General features: G+C 71.5%; 20 protein-coding genes and 1 pseudogene. 12 read left to right on the forward strand and 9 right to left on the reverse strand.

Going from position 1 to position 21,575, the window contains the following annotated elements; genetic code table 11:
* Positions 1-38 precede the first annotated feature (38 nt).
* A complete protein-coding gene (locus BMY07_RS00240; RefSeq protein ID WP_092774347.1) occupies positions 39-419 on the reverse strand; it encodes a hypothetical protein in 381 nt (126 codons plus the stop codon).
* Positions 420-428: 9 nt separating this feature from the next.
* Positions 429-1,526: a carboxylate-amine ligase gene (locus BMY07_RS00245; protein WP_092774348.1), complete on the reverse strand. Its 1,098-nt coding sequence runs from the start codon at positions 1,524-1,526 to the stop codon at positions 429-431.
* Between the two features lie 87 nt (positions 1,527-1,613).
* Between BMY07_RS00245 and BMY07_RS00250 the strand changes: the two genes are divergently transcribed.
* From BMY07_RS00250 to BMY07_RS00260, 3 genes are all read left to right on the forward strand, one after another.
* Positions 1,614-3,101: a CYTH and CHAD domain-containing protein gene (locus BMY07_RS00250; RefSeq protein ID WP_092774349.1), complete on the forward strand. Its 1,488-nt coding sequence runs from the start codon at positions 1,614-1,616 to the stop codon at positions 3,099-3,101.
* 67 nt (positions 3,102-3,168) lie between these two features.
* Positions 3,169-3,825, forward strand: coding sequence for a hypothetical protein (locus tag BMY07_RS00255; protein ID WP_092774350.1), 657 nt, complete (start codon positions 3,169-3,171; stop codon positions 3,823-3,825).
* Positions 3,822-5,156: a sodium:proton exchanger gene (locus tag BMY07_RS00260; RefSeq protein ID WP_245782097.1), complete on the forward strand. Its 1,335-nt coding sequence runs from the start codon at positions 3,822-3,824 to the stop codon at positions 5,154-5,156. The genes BMY07_RS00255 and BMY07_RS00260 overlap by 4 nt, the downstream gene beginning before the upstream one ends.
* On the opposite strand, the gene BMY07_RS00265 is transcribed toward BMY07_RS00260, so the two are convergent.
* Positions 5,132-5,560 (reverse strand): anti-sigma factor antagonist, encoded by a 429-nt coding sequence (locus BMY07_RS00265; RefSeq protein ID WP_092774351.1) that lies wholly within the window; start codon positions 5,558-5,560, stop codon positions 5,132-5,134. The genes BMY07_RS00260 and BMY07_RS00265 overlap by 25 nt on opposite strands.
* A 162-nt stretch (positions 5,561-5,722) precedes the next feature.
* Between BMY07_RS00265 and BMY07_RS34005 the strand changes: the two genes are divergently transcribed.
* The 3 genes from BMY07_RS34005 (at position 5,723) to malQ (ending at position 9,596) form a co-directional block, all read left to right on the forward strand.
* Entirely contained in the window at positions 5,723-6,265 is a 543-nt protein-coding gene (locus BMY07_RS34005; RefSeq protein WP_177215351.1) for a hypothetical protein, read from the forward strand.
* A 25-nt stretch (positions 6,266-6,290) separates the two neighbouring features.
* Positions 6,291-7,643 carry an SDR family oxidoreductase gene (locus BMY07_RS00270; protein WP_177215352.1) on the forward strand — a complete coding sequence of 451 codons (1,353 nt, stop codon included), beginning with the start codon at positions 6,291-6,293 and terminating at the stop codon, positions 7,641-7,643.
* Positions 7,644-7,739: 96 nt separating this feature from the next.
* Positions 7,740-9,596 (forward strand): 4-alpha-glucanotransferase, encoded by a 1,857-nt coding sequence (gene malQ / locus BMY07_RS00275; protein WP_092774353.1) that lies wholly within the window; start codon positions 7,740-7,742, stop codon positions 9,594-9,596.
* A 226-nt stretch (positions 9,597-9,822) separates the two neighbouring features.
* Here malQ and BMY07_RS00280 read toward each other — a convergent pair whose 3' ends face one another.
* The gene (locus tag BMY07_RS00280) at positions 9,823-10,407 is read right to left on the reverse strand and encodes a DUF7711 family protein (RefSeq protein WP_143073282.1); all 585 of its coding nucleotides are present in this window, start codon (positions 10,405-10,407) and stop codon (positions 9,823-9,825) included.
* Positions 10,408-10,561: 154 nt separating this feature from the next.
* Here BMY07_RS00280 and BMY07_RS00285 point away from each other — a divergent pair, with 154 nt between their 5' ends.
* Together BMY07_RS00285 and BMY07_RS00290 are read left to right on the forward strand one after the other, a co-directional pair.
* Positions 10,562-11,761 carry a cytochrome P450 gene (locus tag BMY07_RS00285; RefSeq protein ID WP_092774355.1) on the forward strand — a complete coding sequence of 400 codons (1,200 nt, stop codon included), beginning with the start codon at positions 10,562-10,564 and terminating at the stop codon, positions 11,759-11,761.
* Positions 11,758-11,976 carry a ferredoxin gene (locus BMY07_RS00290; RefSeq protein WP_092774356.1) on the forward strand — a complete coding sequence of 73 codons (219 nt, stop codon included), beginning with the start codon at positions 11,758-11,760 and terminating at the stop codon, positions 11,974-11,976. The genes BMY07_RS00285 and BMY07_RS00290 overlap by 4 nt, the downstream gene beginning before the upstream one ends.
* 6 nt (positions 11,977-11,982) lie before the next feature.
* On the opposite strand, the gene hisG is transcribed toward BMY07_RS00290, so the two are convergent.
* The 3 genes from hisG to BMY07_RS00305 form a co-directional block, all read right to left on the reverse strand.
* Entirely contained in the window at positions 11,983-12,840 is an 858-nt protein-coding gene (gene hisG, locus BMY07_RS00295) for an ATP phosphoribosyltransferase (RefSeq protein WP_092774357.1), read from the reverse strand.
* Positions 12,841-13,517: 677 nt separating this feature from the next.
* A complete protein-coding gene (locus tag BMY07_RS00300) occupies positions 13,518-14,117 on the reverse strand; it encodes an SRPBCC family protein (protein ID WP_092774358.1) in 600 nt (199 codons plus the stop codon).
* On the reverse strand, positions 14,114-14,464 hold the full coding sequence (locus tag BMY07_RS00305; RefSeq protein WP_092774359.1) for an ArsR/SmtB family transcription factor: 351 nt from the start codon (positions 14,462-14,464) through the stop codon (positions 14,114-14,116). The genes BMY07_RS00300 and BMY07_RS00305 overlap by 4 nt, the downstream gene beginning before the upstream one ends.
* A 97-nt stretch (positions 14,465-14,561) precedes the next feature.
* On the opposite strand from BMY07_RS00305, the gene BMY07_RS00310 reads away from it, so the two are divergent.
* Both BMY07_RS00310 and BMY07_RS00315 read left to right on the forward strand, forming a co-directional pair.
* Entirely contained in the window at positions 14,562-14,978 is a 417-nt protein-coding gene (locus BMY07_RS00310; protein WP_092774360.1) for a VOC family protein, read from the forward strand.
* 102 nt (positions 14,979-15,080) lie between these two features.
* Complete coding sequence (locus BMY07_RS00315) at positions 15,081-15,446, forward strand: STAS domain-containing protein (RefSeq protein ID WP_092774361.1); 366 nt, start codon at positions 15,081-15,083, stop codon at positions 15,444-15,446.
* A gap of 18 nt (positions 15,447-15,464) precedes the next feature.
* Here the strand turns inward: BMY07_RS00315 and BMY07_RS00320 are convergent, their stop codons facing one another.
* On the reverse strand, positions 15,465-16,757 hold the full coding sequence (locus tag BMY07_RS00320) for an FAD-dependent monooxygenase (protein WP_092774362.1): 1,293 nt from the start codon (positions 16,755-16,757) through the stop codon (positions 15,465-15,467).
* 363 nt (positions 16,758-17,120) lie between these two features.
* Here BMY07_RS00320 and BMY07_RS33320 point away from each other — a divergent pair, with 363 nt between their 5' ends.
* Entirely contained in the window at positions 17,121-17,306 is a 186-nt protein-coding gene (locus tag BMY07_RS33320) for a hypothetical protein (RefSeq protein WP_143073283.1), read from the forward strand.
* On the opposite strand, the gene BMY07_RS00325 is transcribed toward BMY07_RS33320, so the two are convergent.
* On the reverse strand, positions 17,292-18,449 hold the full coding sequence (locus tag BMY07_RS00325; protein WP_092774363.1) for an MFS transporter: 1,158 nt from the start codon (positions 18,447-18,449) through the stop codon (positions 17,292-17,294). The genes BMY07_RS33320 and BMY07_RS00325 overlap by 15 nt on opposite strands.
* Positions 18,450-18,617: 168 nt before the next feature.
* Here BMY07_RS00325 and BMY07_RS00330 point away from each other — a divergent pair.
* Positions 18,618-20,834: pseudogene (locus BMY07_RS00330) on the forward strand (terpene synthase family protein); the annotation flags it as partial.
* Positions 20,835-21,575: the final 741 nt, after the last annotated feature.

A 21,575-nucleotide genomic window follows, 5' to 3' on the forward strand; every position in this document is an offset into this window, starting at 1 on the left:
AAGCCGAGCACGAGAGCCGGATCCCCCCAAGACCTCGATCAACCCTCCCGCAACGCCTCAGCAACCGACCCGCCCGCCTCATCAGCGGCCTGCCCACGCAGCTCAGCCTCCGTGTGCCGATGATGAGCAGGCACCGCGTCGTCCACAGCGGACTGCTCGTCGATCCGATCGTCCACCCGCGCCAACGGTGTATCAGGCCCAGGCGGATCATCCTGCGCCGTGACGTCCGGTTCCTCCTCCGCCAACCGCTCGTCGAGGCTCTCCCCAGCGCGCTGCTCGGCGGTGGTCATGCCGAACTTGTCCGCCTCGGCCCAGTGCTCCGGCGGCTCGACGCCCTGCTCGAGCGGGTCCACCCGCAGGTTGTCCTCGTCCAGGCTCTCCGCCTGGCTCAGGGTCGAGTCGTAGCCGTCGTCGCTCATGGGCTCGACCTACCCGGCCACGCTCTGCGACAAACTCGTCTGCCGCGCGAGCAGCCGCAGCACGCCGTCGACGCCGGCGCTGTTCTCCGCGGCCTCCAGTTGCCGGTGCGCGCCGTCGCCGTGGTGGTCGAGCCAGGTCATGGTGGCGCGCACGAAGTCCAGCTCCCCGCTGGCCCGTAGCTCGTCGGTGTGCGCGCGCACCAGGTCGCCGATCACGGCAGTGGCCTCTCGCAGCGACCCCGTCACCGGATCGGGGACGGCCGCCGAGCGCCCTCCCTTCGCCGCCCGCCACTGTGCCGCTCGGATGACCTCCGTCGGCACTCTCGGCGCGGTGTCGGTAGCGCGCAACGCGTCGGATACCAGCAACCGGATCAGGACAGCCATGAACGCCGCCTCTTCCACCGTACCCAGCACATCGGACACCCTGACCTCTACGGTCGGCTGTGCCTCCGAGGGCCGCACGTCCCAATAGACCATCTTCCGGTCCATGGCCACGCCGGTGTCGAGCAACCCGTTCACGATCGACTCGTACTCGTCGGTGGAGTCCATATAGGGCGGCGGCCCTGCCGTGGGCCACCGGTTCCACAGCAGGTGGCGCGCGGAGGCGTAACCGGTGTCAGCACCGTCATAGAAGGCCGAGTTGCCCGACATCGCTAGCAAAGCCGGTAGCCACGGCCGCAGATGGTTGGCCACTCGTAGTGCGGTAGCCGTGTCCTCCACTCCTACGTGTACGTGACACCCGCACGTCATCCCGCTGAAGATGAACGGCCCCACGTGCCGCGCGATGCGGTGGTAGCGCGTACCGGGCCCGATCTCGGAGATGTCCGGCTGCGCGTGCGGCGCGGTACCGGCCGCGATGAGCAGCGCGTCCTGCTCGGCGGCACCCGCGGCCAGGCGCTCGCGCAGCTCGGTCAGCTCGTCGCGGATCTCGCCCGCGGTCTTGAGCACACCGGTCGCCGACTCGACCTGGCAGCGCAGCAGTTCCGGCTTGAGGTCGACGTCGGTGATCCCGGCGACCGCCTCCGGCCCCTGGTTCACCAGTCGCCCGTCCGGCCCGACGAGGAAGAACTCCTCCTCGACGCCCACCGTCAACTCTTGCCCGGTCACATGCCCTCCTCGGTGTCACAAGCTGCCCCCGTAGTACCCACGCGGGCCACGAGTCACCCAGACGGGCCTTGGATGTCATAGTGGGGTGTGGCTACGAAGGTAAGAGAGACGGAACGCAAGTACGAGGCCCCCGCCGACTACACCCTGCCCGATCTGAGCGGGACCGGCCCGGTGCACTCGTGCGAGGGTCCGCGCGGCGCGGACCTGGACGCAACGTACTTCGACACCGTGGATCTCCGCCTGGCCCGCGCGGGTATCACCCTGCGCAGGCGAACTGGAGGCGACGACGCGGGGTGGCACGCGAAGCTCCCGGTTGCCCCGAACGTGCGCGACGAGATCCGCTTCCCGCTGGGCCGCGCTAAGAGCACCGTCCCCGCTGCGTTGGTCTCCCTTGTCCGGTCACACACCCTGGGCGCCCCACTGACCCCGGTCGTCCGCATCACGACCCACCGCGACGAGTGGGAGCTTCGCGACGCCGACGGCACCACCATCGCTCTTATCGCCGACGACGCCGTGACAGCCCACCCCGTAGACGGCACTGCCCACTCCTGGCGGGAGCTAGAGGTCGAGGCCACCGACCTCGACGTCCTAGACGCTATCGGCGAGGTTCTTGGCGCCACCCCCGCGAAGTCCACGTCCAAGCTCGCCCAAGCCCTCGGCGACCGCGCGAAGCCGCGCAAGCCCGCGCCGCTGCCCACCAACCCCTCCGCTGCCGACGTCGCCTTGTCCTACCTGCAGGCGCAGACCGCGGCGATCCGCGCCAACGACACCGGCATCCGCGTCGACACCGACGACTCGATCCACCAGTTCCGCATCGCGAGCCGCCGCTTGCGCAGCGCCCTGCGCGCCTTCCGGCCCCTGCTCGACGCCGACAGGGTCAACGCGCTGCGGGCCGAGCTCAAGTGGATCGGCGGTGTCGCCTCGCCCGCCAGGGACGCGGAGGTACTGGCCGAGGAACTCGCCGCCGAGCTGCGGGAACTCCCCTCGGAGGACGTGCTCGGCGCCGTCCCGGCCACTGTGGACGCCGAGCTGAGCCGGACCCAGGCGGACGCGCGCAAGGCTCTTGTGTCCGAGCTGGACGGTGAGCGCTACCTGGCGCTGCTCGCGGACCTCGACGCGTTCCTGGCCGACCCGCCGTGGACCAAGAAGGCCCGCCGACCGGCCGTGCACCAGCTGCGCAAGCCTGTCGTCAAGGCGTGGCGGACGTTGCAGGCCTCGGTCGCCGCCGTGGAAGGAGCCGCGGACCGTGACACCGCCCTGCATCAGGTACGTAAGGACGCGAAGAAGGCCCGCTACGCCGCGGAAGCTGTCGCCCCCGCTTTCGGGCCGAAACTGGAGCGTTGGGGTAAGAGGGTCAAGAAGGCGCAGTCAGTGCTAGGAACCCGACAGGACGTCACCGTCGCGCGCGGCGAACTACGCGGCATGGGCGTACGTGCTCACCTGAGCGGGGAGAACGGGTTCACCTACGGCGTGCTCTACGCGAGGCAAGAGGCTCGCGGGCGACGCGCGGAAGAGTCTTTCGGCCGGGTCTGGAAGAAGGTCCTCGGGGTGAAGGAGCCCCGCTGGCTGCGCTGAGCCCCGGTTTCACGCCCTGAACCCGGTGGTATACCCACCGTGACCGGTTGGGTGGAAGGGGCCTGTCGTGGACGACGGTACGTATGTCTTGTTCTTGGTCCTCGGGATCGCGCTGGTGGTGGCGGATGGGCAGATCATCTACCGCAGCGGGCTGAGGTACCTGGCCGATTCCTACGGTGAGGACGAGTCGGCGCGGTCGATGGCCCGGCTGGTGTCGGTGCTGTTCCACTTCGCCGTGCTCGGCGTCCTGCTGCTGATCTCGGCCATCGACCTCGGTGGCGACACGCAACTCGTGGCCATGGTGCGCAAGCTCGGCGTGGTGCTCCTGCTGCTCGCGGTGGCACACGCGCTGACCATCCGAATGCTGACCCGGATGCGCGACCGGCTCGACGCCGAGAACCTCACCAAGCAGCGTTACGACCACATGCAGCACAACGGCGTGCCGCTCGACAGCGCGCCGACCCCGCCCGCGGGTGCCGTGGACTCGGAGGACATCGCGCGCGCCAACGGCACCGCCGAGACCCGCCTGTCGCGGGCGCCGGGCGCCGAGCCCGGTGTCGGGACGGTCCCGGCGGGCGCGGACGGCACGGTGCCCGCCCCCAGGGCGGGCCGGGCGGTCCCCGGTCAGGACGTGCCGGTGCGGCAGGGCGCGCCGGTGCGGCCGGACCTGGGCCCGGAGGCCGTGGCGCGTCGCGGCGGCGTGGCTGGGCCGGACGGGCATTGATCACCGACTCGCCGCGGCCCGCCACCAGGCGGGCCGCGGCGCCGTTGGGTGCCGCCGCGGTGGCCACCGCGCCCGGGGTGTTCCTCGGGGTGACCGGCGTCCACCTGACCCCGCCGCTGGCGGCCCTGCTGTTCGGCATCGCGGTCATCGGTGCCGCTTTCGTGCTGTCCTGGGTGGCCGAGGCCGTCCAGGTCGACATCTCGCCGGGGTTGGCGATCACGGTCCTCGCGCTGATCGCGGTCCTGCCCGAGTACGCGGTCGACTTCGTGTTCGCGTCCGAGGGCGGCCGCGCGTTCGCCGAGCACGGACCCGCTTGCGTCCCACCTGGCTCTAACGACCATTCCAGCTGTGGTCTGGCCCTGGCGAACATGACCGGTGCCAACCGGATCCTCGTCGGAGTCGGCTGGGCTCTAGTGGTTCTCCTCGCCGCTTGGCGCATTCGCCGCGGTGGCGCTCACTCCGCTGACAGCGAGCGCGGTGGGCACAAGAAGCACGCGGGTGTCACCTTGGAGCGCACCGACGCGGTCCCGCTGGCGTTCCTCGCCGTGGCGACCCTCTACTCGTTGACCCTTCCTTTGCGCCACAGCATCACCCTGATTGACGCGGCCGTGTTGGTCGCCATCTTCGTGCTCTACGCCGTCCGGGTCGCGAAAGCACCGCCGGGTGACCCTGACCTCGAAGGCGTCGCCAAGGTGCTGGGGGAGCAGCCGAAGCTGCACCGCAGGCTGTCGTGCGTCGGCCTGTTCGCCTTCGCCGCCGTGGTGATCCTGCTGGTCGCGGAGAACTTCGCGCACGCGCTGGTCGAGACCGGCACCCAGGTCGGCATCAGCCAGTTCTTCCTGGTCCAGTGGCTGGCCCCGCTCGCGTCCGAGGCCCCCGAGCTGCTGGTGGCCTGCTTGTACGCCTGGCGGCTCAAGACCACCGACGCGCTGGCCACCCTGGTGTCCTCCAAGGTCAACCAGTGGACCCTGCTGGTGGGCACCCTGCCCGTTGTGTTCGCCATCGCCTCGGCCTCGACCTCGGGGCTGCCGATCGATGCCGCGCAGCGGGAGGAGTTGCTGCTGACCGCCGCGCAGTCGCTGTTCGCGGTATCGCTCCTGCTTAGCCTGACGATCACCGTGCGCGGCGGTCTGCTGCTGCTCGGCTTGTTCGTCGCCCAGTTCGTGCTCGCTGCCGTGCTGCCGGAGTCGGTGAAGGGCATCGAACTGGTAGCGCTGTCCAGCGTCTACCTGGCCGGTGCCGCGGTGGTCACGTTCCGTTCGCGGCGGGACCTAGTCGCGCTCGCCAAGGACGGTTTCCGTACCCCTTACCGGGAACTCGCCGACCGCTGAAGGTAGGGCCCGAGCGGCCCGGCGAGGTCGCGGTGCAACCGGAACGTGCGCCGCAGCCCGGTGATGTCCAGCAGCCGCAGTACCGAGCGCCCGTGCGCGACCAGCCGCAGGTCGATCGCCCGGCAGGCCGCGGTGTCGCGCGCCAGCACCAGCGCGCCGAGCCCGGCGGCGGCCAGGAAGTCCACTTCGGACAGGTCGACCACCACCAGGAGCGCGTCCGGGGTGGCCAGCCCGACGCGCAGTGCCTCGTGCACGGCCGGGGTGGTCACCAGGTCGACCTCGCCGCGCACGGTCACCAGCACCGCCCACCGGCCGACCTGCTCGACGGTCGCGGTGCTGACGTGCCCGCGCGCGGGTCGGGGCGTCGGGAGGGGAACGGCCGGGATCCGGGTGCGGGGAACCATGTCGGCCTCGGTTCATGCCGTCGGGAAGTCCTCGAAGCATAGAGCACCGTTCGCGCGGGGCAAGGACGTCAGCGGCGCTTCGCCCGATGGGCGCAGGAGCCACGATTGGGAGTGACCGGACGGGGGTAGCTCATTGGAGGGCCGGTGACCCTAGGAGGACACGTGCTGCGACGACAGTGGGCGCGCCCCTACCAACTCGTGCTGACCGCGCTGTCCGCCGCCGTCGGGTTCACCGGCGTCTGCGCGGGAGTCTCCCTGCTGCGGACGTGGACTCTCGTCTTCCTTGCTATAACGTCGATTTGCCTTGGCTTAGCGTTATCCGCCGCTCTTACCGGCAACGGCAGACTCGACCTGGGCGCGTCGGCGTTGTCGGCCGCGCTGTACGTCACCTTGATCGGCACGGCGGGTCTGGTCATCTTGGTCGAATGGGTCGGCTTCGCTCTCGTTGGTGCCCTGGTCGTCGCCGCGCTCCCGTTGCGGGGAGGCCGCGGTTACTCCACCGAGCACCTGTGCGCGCGGTGGAAGGACACCCTTCTCACGCTGCGCGACGCCAAGACCCCCAGGGAGGCGGTTGTCGTCCTCCGCGCCCGGCAGCGCTACCTCGACGAGTTGGAGCGACGTCATCCCGAAGCCTTCAACCGCTGGCTCACCACACCCGACGCCGACCCGGCCACCATCCTCGCCCCTCGCCAGAACTCGCTCTGATCCTGGAATTGGGCAAGATGGGGTCGTGTCCACCTGCCTCATCCTCGGAGCCAGCGGCTACATCGGTGTCCACCTGACCGCGGCCCTCACGGCGGCAGGCCACCACGTGCGCACGTTCGCGAGGTCACTCGACGAATCCTCCGGAGACGACGCCATCCGCGGCGACGTGCTCGATCCGGTAGCTCTGACCGCGGCTATGAGAGAGGTCGACGTCGTCTACCACCTCATCCACTCGATGACCGGTGGCGACTTCGTCGCCAACGACGAGAAGATCGCCCGAGCCGTCGCCGACGCCGCGGCACAGGCCGGGGTCCGGCAGGTGGTCTACCTCGGCGGCCCCCGCCCGACCGAGGGCGAGGTCTCGGCCCACCTCGCGTCCCGGGCCCAGGTCGGCGACATCTTCCTGGCCGCGCCGACCCCCGCCCTGGTCCTCCAGGCCTCGATGATCATCGGCGCGGGCTCCGCCAGCTTCGAACTCCTGGCGAAAGCCGCCCGAGGTGGCCCGGTGCTGCCCAACCCCACGTACATGAGCAACCGCAGCCGCCCGATCGCGATCCGCGACGTCTTGCACTACCTGGTCGAGGCGGCGGCAAGCGAGCCAGTGAACCTGATTGCCGACATCGCCGGGCCGGACACCGTCACCTACCTCGACTTGGTCCAGCGGTGCGCGCGAGTCGCAGGCCTTCCCCGACGACTTCCGTTGCCGGTAGTCGTACCGCCCGCCGTTGTCGCGGCCTTCACGCCCGAACCGCTTGTTCGCGCGCTGCTCGAATCACTACGCCATGACCTCGTGCCGACTGAGGTACTGCCTCCTCCGCCCGGTGGCGGTACCAGCCTCGACCGCGCGCTCCGAGAAGCATTGGGCGTACCGGCACCGGAAGGGCCACCGGTCGACTCCCCGGACATGCTCCGCGACCGCAAGACAACCCGAGTCAGGGCTACCCGCGACCGGTTGTGGCAGGTCATCACCGACATCGGCGGCGACAACGGCTGGCACACCGTCCCCGGCGCGTGGTCCGTCAGAGGAGCCCTAGACCACGTCATCGGTGGCGTGGGCCTGCACCGAGGTAGGCCTACCGACCTGGCGGTAGGCGACACCGTCGACAGTTGGTCCGTGGTCGACCGCTCCGACGACACCACCGAACTGCTCCTCCGCACCGACATGCGACTCCCCGGCCGCGCCTGGCTCTCGCTCCGCGCGGTCGACGGCCGGGAACCGGGGGAGAGCGGCCTTGAGCAGACCACCTGGTTCCAGCCGCACGGCCTCGCCGGGAAGCTCTACTGGTACGCCCAGAAACCCGCCCACGACATCGTCTTCGGCCTCATGGGCGCGGGCATCGCGAAGGCAGCCGAGGTGGACCGGCCCCGAGCCGGGTGATCGGGACCGCACCGCCCGCCCGGCACCGCGCGGGAACCGGCGAAAGCGGCACCGGTCCGGTTGAATGGGAGCCGACCCCTTCCGAAAGGCTCCCTTGTGGACGATCGACTTGCCGACCTGGCCGCGGCGCACGGAGTGGCGCTGGACTACGAGAACGGTGAGCGGCGACGCGTCGTGGTCGACCCCGAGGTGGTCAGGGCCATCCTCGCCGAGCTCGGCGACCCGCCGACCAGGGCCGCGGTGCCGTCGGTGCTCCGCCAGGGCGCCCGGGTCGAGGTCGGCCGCGGCGAGGTGGAACTCGAGTACGGCGGGGTCGTCCCGGTCGACGGCGTGCTGCCCGACCTGCCGCTGGGCTGGCACCGGCTGCGGGTCGGCAACCGGGAGACCTCGCTGGCCGTCACCCCCGCCAGGCTGCCCGACCTGGAGCGCACCTGGGGGTGGATGGTCCAGCTCTACGCGCTGCACGGCCCCGACTCGTGGGGCATCGGCGACTACCGCGACCTGCGCGCCTTCGTCGCCCGTGCCGCCAAGGACGCGGCGGGCGCGGTGCTGGTGAGCCCGGTCGCCGCGGGCGCGCTGACCACGCCGGTGCGCAAGTCCCCGTACTCGCCGTCGAGCAGGCGGTCCCTCAACCCGCTGCACCTGTCGGTCCTCGACACCCCCGAGTTCGCCGCCGCCGACGAGGCCACCCGCGACCGCGTCCTCGCGCTGCGCCCCGACCTCGGGCCGCGGATCGACCACGACGGGGTCTGGGCCGCCAAGACGGCCGCGTTCGCCCAGCTCGGGCCGCGCCTGCCGGACCTCGCCACCCTCGACGCGGACCTGCTCGACTTCGCCACGTTCAGCGCGCTCGCCGAACGGCACGGCCCCGACTGGCGGACCTGGCCCGCCGAACTGCGCCACCCCTCGAACCTGGCCGTAGTCGCCGCACGTACCGAACTCGCAGACAGGGTCGCCTTCCACGCTTGGCTCCAACAGCGCTCGGCAGCACAACTCGACGCCGTTCGCTCTGCCGCGACCGGTATGCGCGTAGGAGTCATCCACGACCTGCCTGTCGGCGTGGACCCGGGCGGCGCGGACGGGTGGTCGCTGCAAGACGTCCTCGCCTCGCGGGTCACCGTTGGCGCGCCCCCGGACGCGTTCAGCCCGCTAGGGCAAGACTGGGTTCTGCCGCCTCTACGCCCGGACAAGCTCGCTGAGCAGGGCTACCTGCCGTTCCGCGACATGATCCGCGCGGTCTTGTCCCACGGCGACGGCATCCGCGTAGACCACGTCGCCGGACTGTGGCGGCTGTGGTGGATCCCACCGGGCGAGGGCCCTGACCGTGGCACGTACGTGCACTACGACGGTGAGGCGATGCTCGGCGTCTTGGCGCTAGAGGCGCATCGGGCGAACGCCGTGGTCATCGGCGAGGACCTCGGGACCGTGCCCGAGTACGTCACCGAACAGCTCCAAGAGCGCGGTGTGCTCAGCTGCGCCGTCGCCTGGTTCCAGCGCGACCGCGACAACCGGCAACTCCCCGCCGACCGCTACCCCAGGCAGGCCGCGGCGAGCATCTCCACCCACGACCTCCCGACCGCGTCGGGCTTCCTCGCCGGTGAGCACGTCCGGGTGCGCACCGAGCTCGGCCTGCTCAAGGACCCGGAGGCCGAGGAGGTCACCGCGGCGGCCGAACGCGCCGACATCCTGCGGGTGTTGACCGAGGAGGGTGTGATCGGCCCCGACCCCACCGTCGAGGAGATCGTGCTCGCGCTGCACCGGTTCATCGCCAGGACACCGTGTGCCCTGGTCTTCGCCGCCCCCCAGGACCTGGTGGGGGAACTGCGGCAACCCAACCTGCCCGGAACCGTCGACCAGTACCCCAACTGGCGACTCCCGCTCCCGCTCACGGTCGACGAGATCATGGCCCACCCCGCGGTGCGCGCGGCGGTGGCCGAGCTCCGAGCCAGGTGAGAGCTACGGGCAGGCGGGCTCCGGCTCGGGCATCGGCGCGCCGATCGGCTCCTCGAGCAGGCCCTGCTCCCGCAGCAGCGCGGTGTAGATCGGGTTCGGGTCGACGTCGGGCACGGTGACTCTGCTTTCCCTCGCGTGTTGTCGGACGGTAGCTGTGTATCCAGCTGCCACCAGTCTCACACCTCCGTTCGGGTGACGGTTGCCAGTTCGCAATACCCGGAAGGCGCTATTTGATCACATCGAGTAGATCGAGGTAGCCGGTACTGGCCTGCCACAGCGCGTCGGACACCGGCTCCAGCTTGCCCGGCTTCCACCGCCGCTCGGCGTACTCGCCGGTACGGTCCCGCACCGCGCGCAGGCTCAGCGCCAGCTCGTCGGCCAGCCTGGTGCGCAGCTCCTCGGACGTCGGGGCCGCGGGCCGCAGCGCCTCCGCCTCGCCGCGCGTGATCGCCGCGAGCACGTCGGCGTCGACCCCGTCCTCGACCGACCACACCAGCACCGGCCGCTCCAGCCGGTGGTTCCACACGGGGGAGTGCGCCGACCGCCAGTGCACCTCGACCGGCATCTGCGGCACCCGCGCCGCGGCGGCCCAGTGCTTGGCGCCCTGCGGCTCGGTCAACCACGGCACCTCGGGCGCGTCGACGGTCAGCGCCACCGTGACCGCCTCCACCTCGCGCCGGTCCCCGAGCAGCGCGCCCGCCACCCACAGCGCCCCGACCCGCAGCGGGAAGATCGCCACCGGCCGCGTCGCCATGTCGGCGCAGGTCGCGGCCAGGGTTTCCAGGTGGTGCACGGCACGTGTCCAGTTCACCGCGCCATCCTGCCGCACCCCGCCGACAGCCCACTCCGCGCGCGTGCGGGTGTCACCCTCCGCGACTGGTCGTTGACGGTCCGCCGTCGTCGGACGTACGTTGGGGTGGGGCGACCCGAGTGGGGGACCCCGAACGAGACCGGAGGGGGAGCGAATGACCGCGGCCGACCAGCGCGTCCAGGACTACCCGTTCAACCGCCCGGAGGGCCTCGACCTCGCGCCCGCCTACGGTGCCGCGCGGACCGCCCCGGGCATGATCCGCGTGCAGCTGCCCTTCGGTGAGCCCGCCTGGCTGGCGACCCGCTACGACGACGCCCGGTTCGTGCTCGGCGACCGCCGGTTCAGCCGGGCCGCGTCCGTGGACCGCGACGAACCGCGCGTCCAGTTCCACCGCGGCTCCGGCGGCATCCTGGCCATGGACCCGCCCGACCACACGCGGCTGCGCGTGCTCGTGGCCAGCGCGTTCACCGTGCGCAGGGTCGAGCGGCTGCGGCCGAGGGTCCGGGAGATCGCGGACAGACTTGTCGCTGACATGCGCGCCGCCGGTTCCCCTACCGACCTGGTGGAGGCGTTCGCCCTACCTCTGCCGGTTCAGGTCATCTGCGAGCTGCTTGGAGTGCCCGCGGAGGACCGGCACCTGTTCCGCGCGTGGAGCGACGGGCTGTTGTCCACCGCCGCGCTGACCGCGGAGGAGTTCGCCCGCAACGACCAGGAGCTGTCCGCGTACATGGCCGGTCTGGTCGCGCAGCGCCGTGAGGAACCGGCCGACGACCTGATGTCCGCGCTGATCGCCGCGCGCGCCGACGACGTCGAACGGCTCACCGAGCGCGAGCTGGTGGAGCTGTGCGTCGGCGTGCTGGTCGCGGGGCACGAGACCACCGCGACCCAGATCCCCAACTTCGTGCACGTCCTGCTCACCCGCCCCGACCGCCTCGCCGAGCTGCGCGCCGACCCCGACCTCATCCCGGCCGCGGTCGAGGAGCTGATGCGCTTCGTCCCGCTGGGCGCGACGTCCGCGTTCGCCCGCTACGCCACCGAGGACGTCCAGGTCGGCGCGGTCCTGGTCCGCAAGGGCGACCCGGTCCTGGCCGCCATCGGCTCCGCCAACCACGACGAGTCCCGCTTCCCGGACGCGGGCCGGCTCCGTTTCGACCGTGAATCCACCGCTCACCTGGGTTTCGGCCACGGCGCCCACCACTGCCTGGGTGCGGCTCTGGCTCGGGTGGAGCTGCAAGAGGCTCTCCGGGCGCTGCTAGCCCTACCTGGCCTTGTTGAGGCGGGCGACCCGGTGTGGAAGACACAGATGTTGGTGCGCGGACCGCGCACGCTGCCGGTGGCGTGGGAGGAACGATGACCTGGTCTATCAGCGTGGACACGGGGAGCTGCCTGGGCTCCGGCATCTGCGCGGGCTCCCGCCCGGACATTTTCCGGTTCCACGGCTCTTACGCCGAAACCATCACCGGCACTCTTACCCCGGACGAGGACATCTTGGACCTGGCCGACACCTGCCCCGCTGCGGCAATCCTCATCCGCGACGAGTCAGGGGCGGAGCTCGCGCCCCGCCCCTGACTGCGGCTAGATGCGGCTGGACTCGAGCGGGGTGACGAGGATCGCGCGGGCGCCGACCTCCCAGAGTTCGTCCATGACGAAGGGGGCGCGGTCGCGGGGGACCAGGGAGCGGACGGCCACCCAGCCCTCGCGGGCCAGCGGGGACACCGTGGGCGACTCGATGCCCGGTGTCAGCGCGCAGGCGGCTTCCTGCACGTCGGTCGGGCAGTCGTAGTCGATCATCACGTACTGGCGGGCGATGAGAACGCCCTTGAGCCTGCGGCGGACCCGTTCCACCGCGGTGGCGACCGTCTCGTCGGCGTCCGGCCTGCGGATGAGCACGGCCTCGGAGCGCAGGATCGGCTCGCCGAACACGGCCAGCCCGGAGTTGCGCAGGCTGGTGCCGGTCTCCACCACGTCGGCCACCGCGTCGGCGATGCCCAGCTGCACCGAGGTCTCGACCGCGCCGTCGAGCCGGACCAGCCTGGCCTCGACGCCGTGCTCGGCCAGGTGCGCCGCGACCAGCCCGGGGTAGCTGGTGGCGACCCGCTTGCCCGCGAGGTCGGCGACCGCGGTGAGGTCCCCCGGCCGCGCCGCGAACCGGAACGTCGAGGCCGAGTAACCGAGCGGCAGCACCTCCTCGGCACCGGTGTCGGCGTCGAGCAGCAGGTCACGCCCGGTGATCCCCGCGTCGAGCGTGCCGGAGCCGACGTAGAGCGCGATGTCGCGGGGCCGCAGGAAGAAGAAGCGCACGTCGTTGCGGGCGTCGTCGATCATGAGCTCGCGGTTGGCGCGATGGACCCGGTACCCCGCCGCGGTGAGGAGCTGGTCGGAGGGCAGGCTGAGCGACCCCTTGTTGGGCACGGCGATACGTAGCGTGGTCACGCGCCGGGATCCTGCCACACCCCACCCCCACCCCCCACGCCCCGCACCTGAACACCCGATGACCCCCACCGCTCGCCGCCGGACCGGGACGATGAGGCCACTGCCAGTCCGAGAACGGTGCAGTACCTACCCGCAGCCGGGCCGGGTACGCCACCGGCGATTGTCCCGCCGTCAAGCCAGGACCGGTGCAATACCTGTTCGCTGCCAGGTACGCCGCAGGCGACCGTCCGCTGCCAGGCCGGGTACGTCACCGGGTGACCCTCCGCTGCCAAGCCGGGGACACCACCGGCGACTGTCCGCTGCCAGATCGGAACGCTGCCGGGTGCCCTCCGCCGCCAAGCCGGGAACGATGCCGGGCGGGGATGTGGGGGCGGGTGGCGGGAGGAAATGGGCACAGTGGCGGGAGGGAATCAACACAGGCGAGGCCGGACACGCAGGGCGTAGGTCGCGTGTCCGGCCCGTACCCGTGGCCGACCCACCATTCGGGTGACCCGGGGCCCGGAGCCGACGGCCGGTTTCCGCGACGGCCGTGCGAAGCTCCGATCGGAGTGGTGCAGGGTGACTTGAGCATGCCGGGTTGGTCGCTGACGCGCCCATCCCAATGACTCATAGTTTCGGGTTATGCACCATTCGCCCGATAGCAGGCTGGTTTGCGCCGAACGGGTGTATGCGGAGCGTCAGTCCTTGACGTCCGGGCAATACTGCGCAAGGGCCGCGGCTCGCCCGGCCTCGATCTCGGCAAAGGAAGCGGCCCCCGTGCTCGCCGCGACCCACGCCTCGATGGACGCCAGGTTGAACCGCTGCGTCTCCAGCGAGTTCGCCGCCGCGACCGGGTCGTCGGCCACCTCGCCTGCCAGGAACAACGCCAGCCCCAGCACCGCCCCATCCCAGCCCGGGCCGACGAACAGCGACCCCGCCGCGCTCCCCGCGAACGCCACCGGCACGCTGTGCTCCAACTCCAGCCGGGTCCGCGGCCCCGCGATCAACCGGACCTCCACCAGGCTGGTCGCGTCGCCGAAGGTGACCCGCAGCCGGGCCGGCGGCTCGCAGTGCAGGATCTCCCCGCCCGCGTTGCCCTCCAGGTGGAACCGGCCGCCGACGCGCAGGTCGCCGGTGATCGGCAGGAACCAGCGCCGCAGCCGGTCCGGGTCGGTCAGCGCGTCCCACACGTCGGCGGGCTCGGCGTCGTAGTCGCGGGTGAGCAGCACCCGGACCAGTCCCTCGGCCTCGGTGACCTCGCGGCCGGTGGCGCCGATCTGCGCGGCGATGTCGATCATGGTTGCTCCTCGGTGACGTGCGGTGCCGCGGCGCGCCTGCCCCTGGCCAACTCGGTCGCCAGGGCGTCGAGGCGCTGGTCCCAGAACCGGCGGAACCGGTCCAGCCACTGGTCGAGTTCCCGCAGCGGGTCCGCGTCGACCGCGTACAGCCGCCGGGTCCCCTCGGCGCGCACCGAGGTGAAACCGTTCTCCCGCAACACCCGCAGGTGCTGGGAGACGCCGGGCTGCGAGATGCCGAACTCCGACCGGACGATCTCGGTGATCGACCCGGCCGAGCGCTCGCCGTCGACGAGCAGTTCGAGGATCCGGCGGCGGACGGGATCCCCGAGGACGTCGAACGCGTGCACAGTGCCACTGTGTCAGTACCGGCTTATATAAGTCAACTGTGGGATTGTCGGAACCCGCTCGTAGAGTCCGGTGCCACCACCGACCGAGGGGGATCCGATGGGGTTCAAGGTCGACCTCACGCTGGACTGCGCGGACGCGCCGCGGCTCGCGGAGTTCTACAAGACCGTGCTCGGCTACGTCGACGAGCCGCCGCCCGCGCCGTTCGCCACCCGCGCGGAGTGGCTGGAGCAGTTCGAGGAAGACGAGGACGGCGGGGAGGGCGCCTGGCTGTACGACCCGGACGGTGTGGCGCCGCGCCTTTCCTTACTGCCGGTCCCGGAACCGAAGACCGCGAAGAACCGGTTGCACATGGACGTCCGGGTCGCCGGTACCGGCACCCCGGAGCAGCGGTGGGCGCGGATCACCGAGGCCGCCGACCGCTTCGTCGCCGCGGGAGCTACCCGACTGGGTGAGTTCGCCGGTCACCACATCGTGCTCGCCGACCCGGAGGGCAACGAACTCTGCCTGGGCTGACCCGTTCGTCCACTGTGGACTAGCTGATAATCGCCGCTCCCCGGTCCGCGCCGAGTGGTTACACTTGAGCGCCATGCGGATGTGTGACCTCGGGCGGCGTCCTTGACGCGTCCCCTGCTCGACTTCGTCCGCGTCCCCGGCCCCGCGCACGCGGTGCTGGCGGTCACCGGCGAGGTGGACATGTCCAGTGCCCACCTGCTCGACCACCACCTCAGCGCGGCCCAGACCGACCACGCGACCGTCCTGCTCGACCTGACCGCTGTCCGCTTCCTCAGCGCCGCGGGCGTCGACGTCATCGTCACCGCCGCCTACCGCGCCGACGAGACCGGCGGCAGGCTGGTGGTCGTCGCCGCCGAGAACTCGGCCCCCCACCGCACGATCACGCTCGCGGGCACCGTCCGACCGATCGCGCTGTCGCACTCGGTGGCCGACGCCCTGCGCGAGTCCGATCGGGAACCGTTGGCTTAGAACGAGAACCGGCGCGGTTCAGGTCAGCGTGGCGGCCAGTTCGGTGAGTCCGGCGATGTCCGAGGTGGACCTCGCGGTGTCCAGCACTATCCGGTCGGGACGGATGAGCGCGGCGCGGACCCCGGCGGCGCGCAGCCAGTCCCGGTAGGGGGAGTCGAGGTCGACCACGCGCGGCCGGTCGCCGAGCAGGTCGTCCGTCCAGCCGTCCGGGGTGGACCACTGCGGGCACACGCGCCCGGCCAACCGGCCTCCGCCCACCAGCGGCCCGGGGTCGAGCGGGGGAGTGGGCAGCTTTCCCGCCGCGGCGGCCACGCCGGGGACACGGGCCGCGGCGCGGATCAGTTGCCGCCGAGCGGGTCCGGCACCGAGCGCCCAGCCGACGACCTGCGCCGCGCGGATCGTGCGCACCGCCTGCGGCAACCGCTCGGACTGGTAGGTGTCGAGCACCGCGGGGTCGCCGCCGCGCAGGACGAGGGCGAGCTTCCACGCCAGGTTGTGCGCGTCCCGCAGCCCCGACCCGAGCCCCTGGCCGACGAACGGCGGACCCTCGTGCGCCGCGTCGCCCAGCAGGAACACCGGGCCGACCCGCCACCGCCGCGCCACCCGGGAGCGGAATGTGTAGGTCGCGGCGCGCACGACCTCGCCACCGGACCACGGCGCCGCGCGCGGCTGCCCGCCCACCCGGAACTCCCACCGGTGGTGGTCCCCGGTGACCCGCATGTAGGTGGCGGGCCGCCGCCGGTCGCACACCTGGTGCACCCCGCCCCAGTCGACCAGCTCGTCCCGGCTGCGCACGTCGACCACCATCCACGCCTGCGGCCGACCCAGCTCCCGGCTCGCGATCCCCAGGTGCCGCCGCACGAAGCTGTCCGCCCCGTCGCACGCCAGCACGAACCGGGCGTCGATGTCGCCGCGGTCGGTCCGCACGCCGCGGTCGGTGACCCCGGTGACGGTGACGCCCCGGCGCACCCGGTCGCCGACCTCGTCGAGCAGCACCCGGTCCAGGTCGGGCTGGTGGAACATCGACGACTCCGGGAACTCGCCCAGCCCCCTGGCGAACTCCGCCAGCACCCCGCCCGCCGGGTCGACCAGCCGCAGCCCCGGCATCCCCCGGCTCACCGCCCGGAACCGCCCCCCGACCCCCGCGGCCTGCAACACCCGCACCGCGTCCCCGTCCAGGTGCACCGCCCGCGGCAACCCGTACGCAGCCGGGTGCTGCTCCACCACCGCGACATCAACCCCACACCGCCCCAACAACGCCGCCACCGTCAACCCGACCGGCCCGGCACCCACCACCACAACTTGAGACACCCCTCCCTCCTACCACGCCGCACTCGGTGCCTATCACCTACACCTAGCTATCCCACATGCGCAATCAGCTATCAAGATAATGGACATGAGTTGGCTGAAGTGGCGCGGCCGGAGGTGGTGTCGGGCGCACATCGGAAAGACGGCCACGGCAGGGCAGGGCAGGGCAAGGAAGGGCCGGGGTGGGAAGGGAAGAGAAGGGAAGAGAAGAGGAAGGGGTGGCTGGCCTCAGGGAAACGCGCGGACCGCTGGTAGTTGTCCACAGGGCCCGCCGCTGGTCACGACGTTTCGTCGGTGGCTCTCGGTAAGCTGTATATCGGGGGCTGCTCCGATCGGTTTGATCTTGAGTCGGGGCATCGAACGCCGGTGAGCCCGCGTCGGCAGGTGGGCAAGGCGTGGCCCAAGGGCAAGACCGCCAGCCTCGCGAACACCCCGCTCAGCAGGCTGCCCACGCCCCCGATCGCACCCACCACGGTCAGCCTGACCCCTGCCGCCAACTCGGGCCGCTCGCTAGCGCCGAACGCAGGCGAGCCGGGGTCAGTGGGCGGTTGAGTTGGACAGGGTGCGGCCCAAGAGCAAGACCACCACCCCCGCGAACACCACGCTCAGCAGTCCGACCCGAAGGCTGCTCACGTCCGCGATCACCCCCGTCACCGGTGCCGCAACCAGTGACCCGATCCGCAGCATCCAACTCACCACGGTCAACCCAACCCCCGCCGTAAGCCCCGGAAGCTCGTCAGCGCTATGCATAGCGGCCGGTACAAGAGTCGCCGTTCCCAAGCCTGCCAGCGTGAACCCCACCAGCGTCGTCCCCACCGAAGGCACCGCGAGCGCGAACCCCATCCCAACGGCCGCCAACACCCCGCCCCACCGCACCACCCGGCGCTGGCCGAACCGGTCCGTCACGCGGTCCCCGAGCAGGCGCCCCACGGTCATCGCGGTCTGCAAGCACACGAACCCCAACCCAGCCGTCGCCGCCCCGGCCCCCAGGGACCCCGACAGGTAGATCGCCGACCACGACGACCCGCTGTCCTCGACCAGCGCCCCGCAAGCCGCGAGCACCCCGAACGCCACCAGCAGCCACACCGCGCGGCCGGAGGCGTGGATCGACGGCGTGCGTTCCGAGTCGTCCGGGCCTGGCAGCATGAAGCGGTAGCAGACCACCGCGACCCCGCTGAACAGCGCGGCGGCCGCGATCAGGTGCACCGAGAGCGGCACCGCCAACCCCGCCGCGGCCGCTCCCAGCAGCCCTCCGCTGACCGCGCCGATGCTCCACACCCCGTGGAACGAGTTCACGATCGACCGCCCGTACCGCCGCTGGACCCGCAGTCCGTGCGTGTTCTGCGCGACGTCCACCACCGAGTCCAGGGCGCCTGCCGCGAACATCGCCAAGGCCAGGACCAGCCAGCCCGGGGCCAGGCCGATGGCCACGACGGTCACCGCCAGCGCGACGATCCCCAGGGCCGCGACCCGGGACGACCGCAGGCGGGTGATCAGCGCGGGCGCGAACAGCCCGGCGACCAGCGCGCCCAGCGGGGACGCCGCGATCGCGGTGCCCAGGGCGGCGTTGCTCAGGTCGAGGCCCGCCTTGATCTCCGGCAGCCGGGGGACGACGCTCGCGTACAGCGCGCCGTTGGTCAGGAAGACCCCGGCGACGGCGGCCCTCGCGCGGGTGTCGGCTGTGGACGGCGGCATCCCGGTCGAGCCTACGGGACGCACGGTGAGTGGTTGTTGTCGATCTTGAGCGGCTCGATCGGGTGGTTTCCGGGTCAGGGGGTTGGCCCGCGGTGCTGACCACTGGTTCTCTTCACCGCGTCGCAGGGTCGTCGGGGCCGCTGGTCCCCAGGAAGGTCGGGTGTGTCGATGCAGCCGTTCCAGCTGCCGGAGTTCTACATGCCTTACCCGGCACGGCTGAACCCGAACCTGGAGACCGCCCGCGCGCACAGCAAGGTGTGGGCGCGGCGGATGGAGATGATCGACGTCCCGCAGCAGGGGACGATGATCTGGACCGAGGCCGATCTCGACGCCCACGACTACGCGCTGTTGTGCGCCTACACCCACCCGGACTGCGACGCGACCGAGTTGGACCTCATCACCGACTGGTACGTGTGGGTCTTCTACTTCGACGACCACTTCCTGGAGCTGTTCAAGCGCACCCGCGACATTCTCGGCGCCCGCGCCTACCTCGACCGCTTGCGGCTGTTCATGCCGGTCGAGGGCCCCATCACCGAGACCCCCACCAACCCGGTCGAGGCCGGTCTCGCCGACCTGTGGGAGCGCACCACCCCCGCGATGTCGTCGGACTGGCGGCGCCGATTCGTCGAGAGCACCAAGAACCTGCTCGACGAGTCGCTGTGGGAGCTGGCCAACATCGATGCCGGCCGGGTGTCCAACCCGCTCGAGTACATCGAAATGCGCCGCAAGGTCGGTGGCGCGCCCTGGTCGGCGAACCTGGTGGAGCACGCCGTCGGCGCCGCGGTGCCCGCCGTGATCGCCGAGAGCCGACCGATGCACGTGCTGCGCGACACCTTCTCCGACGCCGTGCACCTGCGCAACGACCTGTTCTCCTACGAGCGCGAGGTGCTCGACGAGGGCGAGCTGAGCAACGGTGTGCTGGTGTTCGAGAAGTTCCTCGGCATCGGTACCCAGGAGGCCGCCGAGTCGGTCAACGACCTGCTCACCTCCCGGCTGCACCAGTTCGAGCACACCACCCTCACCGAGCTGCCGCCGCTGTTCGACGAGCACGCCGTCGACCCGGTCTCGCGCCTGGGCGTGCTCGCCTACGTCAAGGGCCTGCAGGACTGGCAGTCCGGCGGCCACGAGTGGCACATGCGCTCCAGCCGGTACATGAACGACGGCGGCGCCCCCGGCACCGGCACCCTGTCCGGTCCGCTGGGCCTGGGCACCTCGGCCGCCAGGATCGTGCCGTCGCTGCTGGCCAGCCACGACCAGCGGGCCCGCTCGTTCACCCACGTCCCGTTCGAGCAGTCGGGGCACGTGAGCAAGCCCGAGCTGCGGATGCCGTTCCCGGTCCGGTCGAACCCGCACCTGGAGCAGGCCAGGGAGAACGTCATCGCCTGGGGCCACGCGGTCGGCATCATCGACGAGGTCCCCGGCCTGTGGGACGAGGAGCGCTTCCGCGACTACGACCTGCCGCTGTGCGCGGCGGGCATCCACCCGGACGCCTCCGCCGACGCGCTCGACATCTCCTCCGGCTGGCTCGCCTGGGGCACCTACGGCGACGACTACTACCCGGTGTTCTTCCGCACCGCGGCGAGCTACCCGGCCGCCAAGGCGCAGACCGAGCGGTTCTCGCAGCTCATGCCGCTCGACGGCGAGCCGACCCCGGAGCCGGTCAACGCGCTCGAGCGCGGCCTGCTCGACCTGTGGACCCGCACCACCGCGCCGATGACCCTCGACGCCAGGGCACAGTTCCGGCACGCCATCGAGATCATGGCCGAGAGCTGGGTGTGGGAGCTGGTCAACGCCTACCACAACCGCATCCCGGACCCGGTCGACTACATCGAGATGCGCCGCCGCACCTTCGGCTCCGAGCTGACCATGAGCCTCTCGCGCATCGGCCACGGCCGGACCGTGCCGCCCGAGGTGTACCGCAGCCGCCCGGTGCTGGCCATGGAGAACTCGGCCATGGACTACGCCTGCATGATCAACGACATCTACTCCTACCAGAAGGAGATCCAGTTCGAGGGCGAGATCCACAACCTCGTGCTGGTGGTGCGCAACTTCTTCGACACCGACGCGCAGACCGCGATGGACATCGTCGGCGACCTGATGGACTCCAGGATGCGCGAGTTCGAGCACGTCGTGGCGACCGGCCTGCCCGCGCTGTTCGAGGACTTCGACCTCGACGAGGACGCCCAGCGCACCCTGCTCGGGTACGCCGAGGAGCTGCGCAACTGGCTTTCGGGCATCCTCGAGTGGCACGAGGGCTGCCGCCGCTACGCCGAGCCCGACCTGCTGCGCCACTTCCCGGAGAGCCCCGGCGCCCCCCGCGAGACCGGCTTCCCGCACCTGCCCAGCGGCCTGGGCACCTCGGCGTTCCGGATCACCCAGCCGAGCGCGCCTGCCCGTCAGCCCGCGATGGCGGGGGCGCCCAGCCGTGTCCCCGGCGGACTGCGCGGCGCGGCGTCGGCGATCGGCCGGGCCGCGGAGACGGCGGGCGTGGACAGCTCCGGGACCTCCGGCGCCATCAGCACCCCCGGCGTCCCGCCGACCGCCCCGGTGTCGGCCGCGGGCAAGAGCGCGGAGTCGGCCGGTGTGGACGGTTCCTCGCCGCTGGCGGCCCCGAGCCTGCCGCACCGGCCCAGCGGCCTCGGCACCGCCGCGGCCAGGGTGAAGCCGCTCGACGAGTCCGCTCTCCCGGCCCGCCCCGGCGTGCAGAGCGGCGCCACCACCCCCGCCATCCCCCGCGGCTTCAGCGGTCTCGGCACCACCGCCGCCCGCGTCACCCCACCGGCCCGCGCCGCCGGGACAGCCGCCACAAGCTAACCCCGCAAGGACGGTGTGCCCCTCGACCAACGGCGGTCGGGGGGTATATCGGTGTTCTGGCCAGGTATGCAGACCCGCACGAGGCGCAGCCACAGCCTGCGATAGCGCTGGGCGAGGTGACCTGCCAAGTCGGGAACGATGCTGGGCGAGGTGACCTGCCAAGTCGGGAACGATGCCGGGCGGGGATGTGGGGGCGGGTGGCGGGAGGGAGTGTTACTAGCCCGGTCGGCGCAATCGTGGGGCATGAGGTTAAGTGGCCTGGGTTCGCGTGGCACACTGCGCGATCGTGTGGACATTCGGGTGGCGGGCGCT

Source organism: Actinokineospora terrae (assembly GCF_900111175.1).
Taxonomy (GTDB): Bacteria; Actinomycetota; Actinomycetes; order Mycobacteriales; family Pseudonocardiaceae; genus Actinokineospora; species Actinokineospora terrae.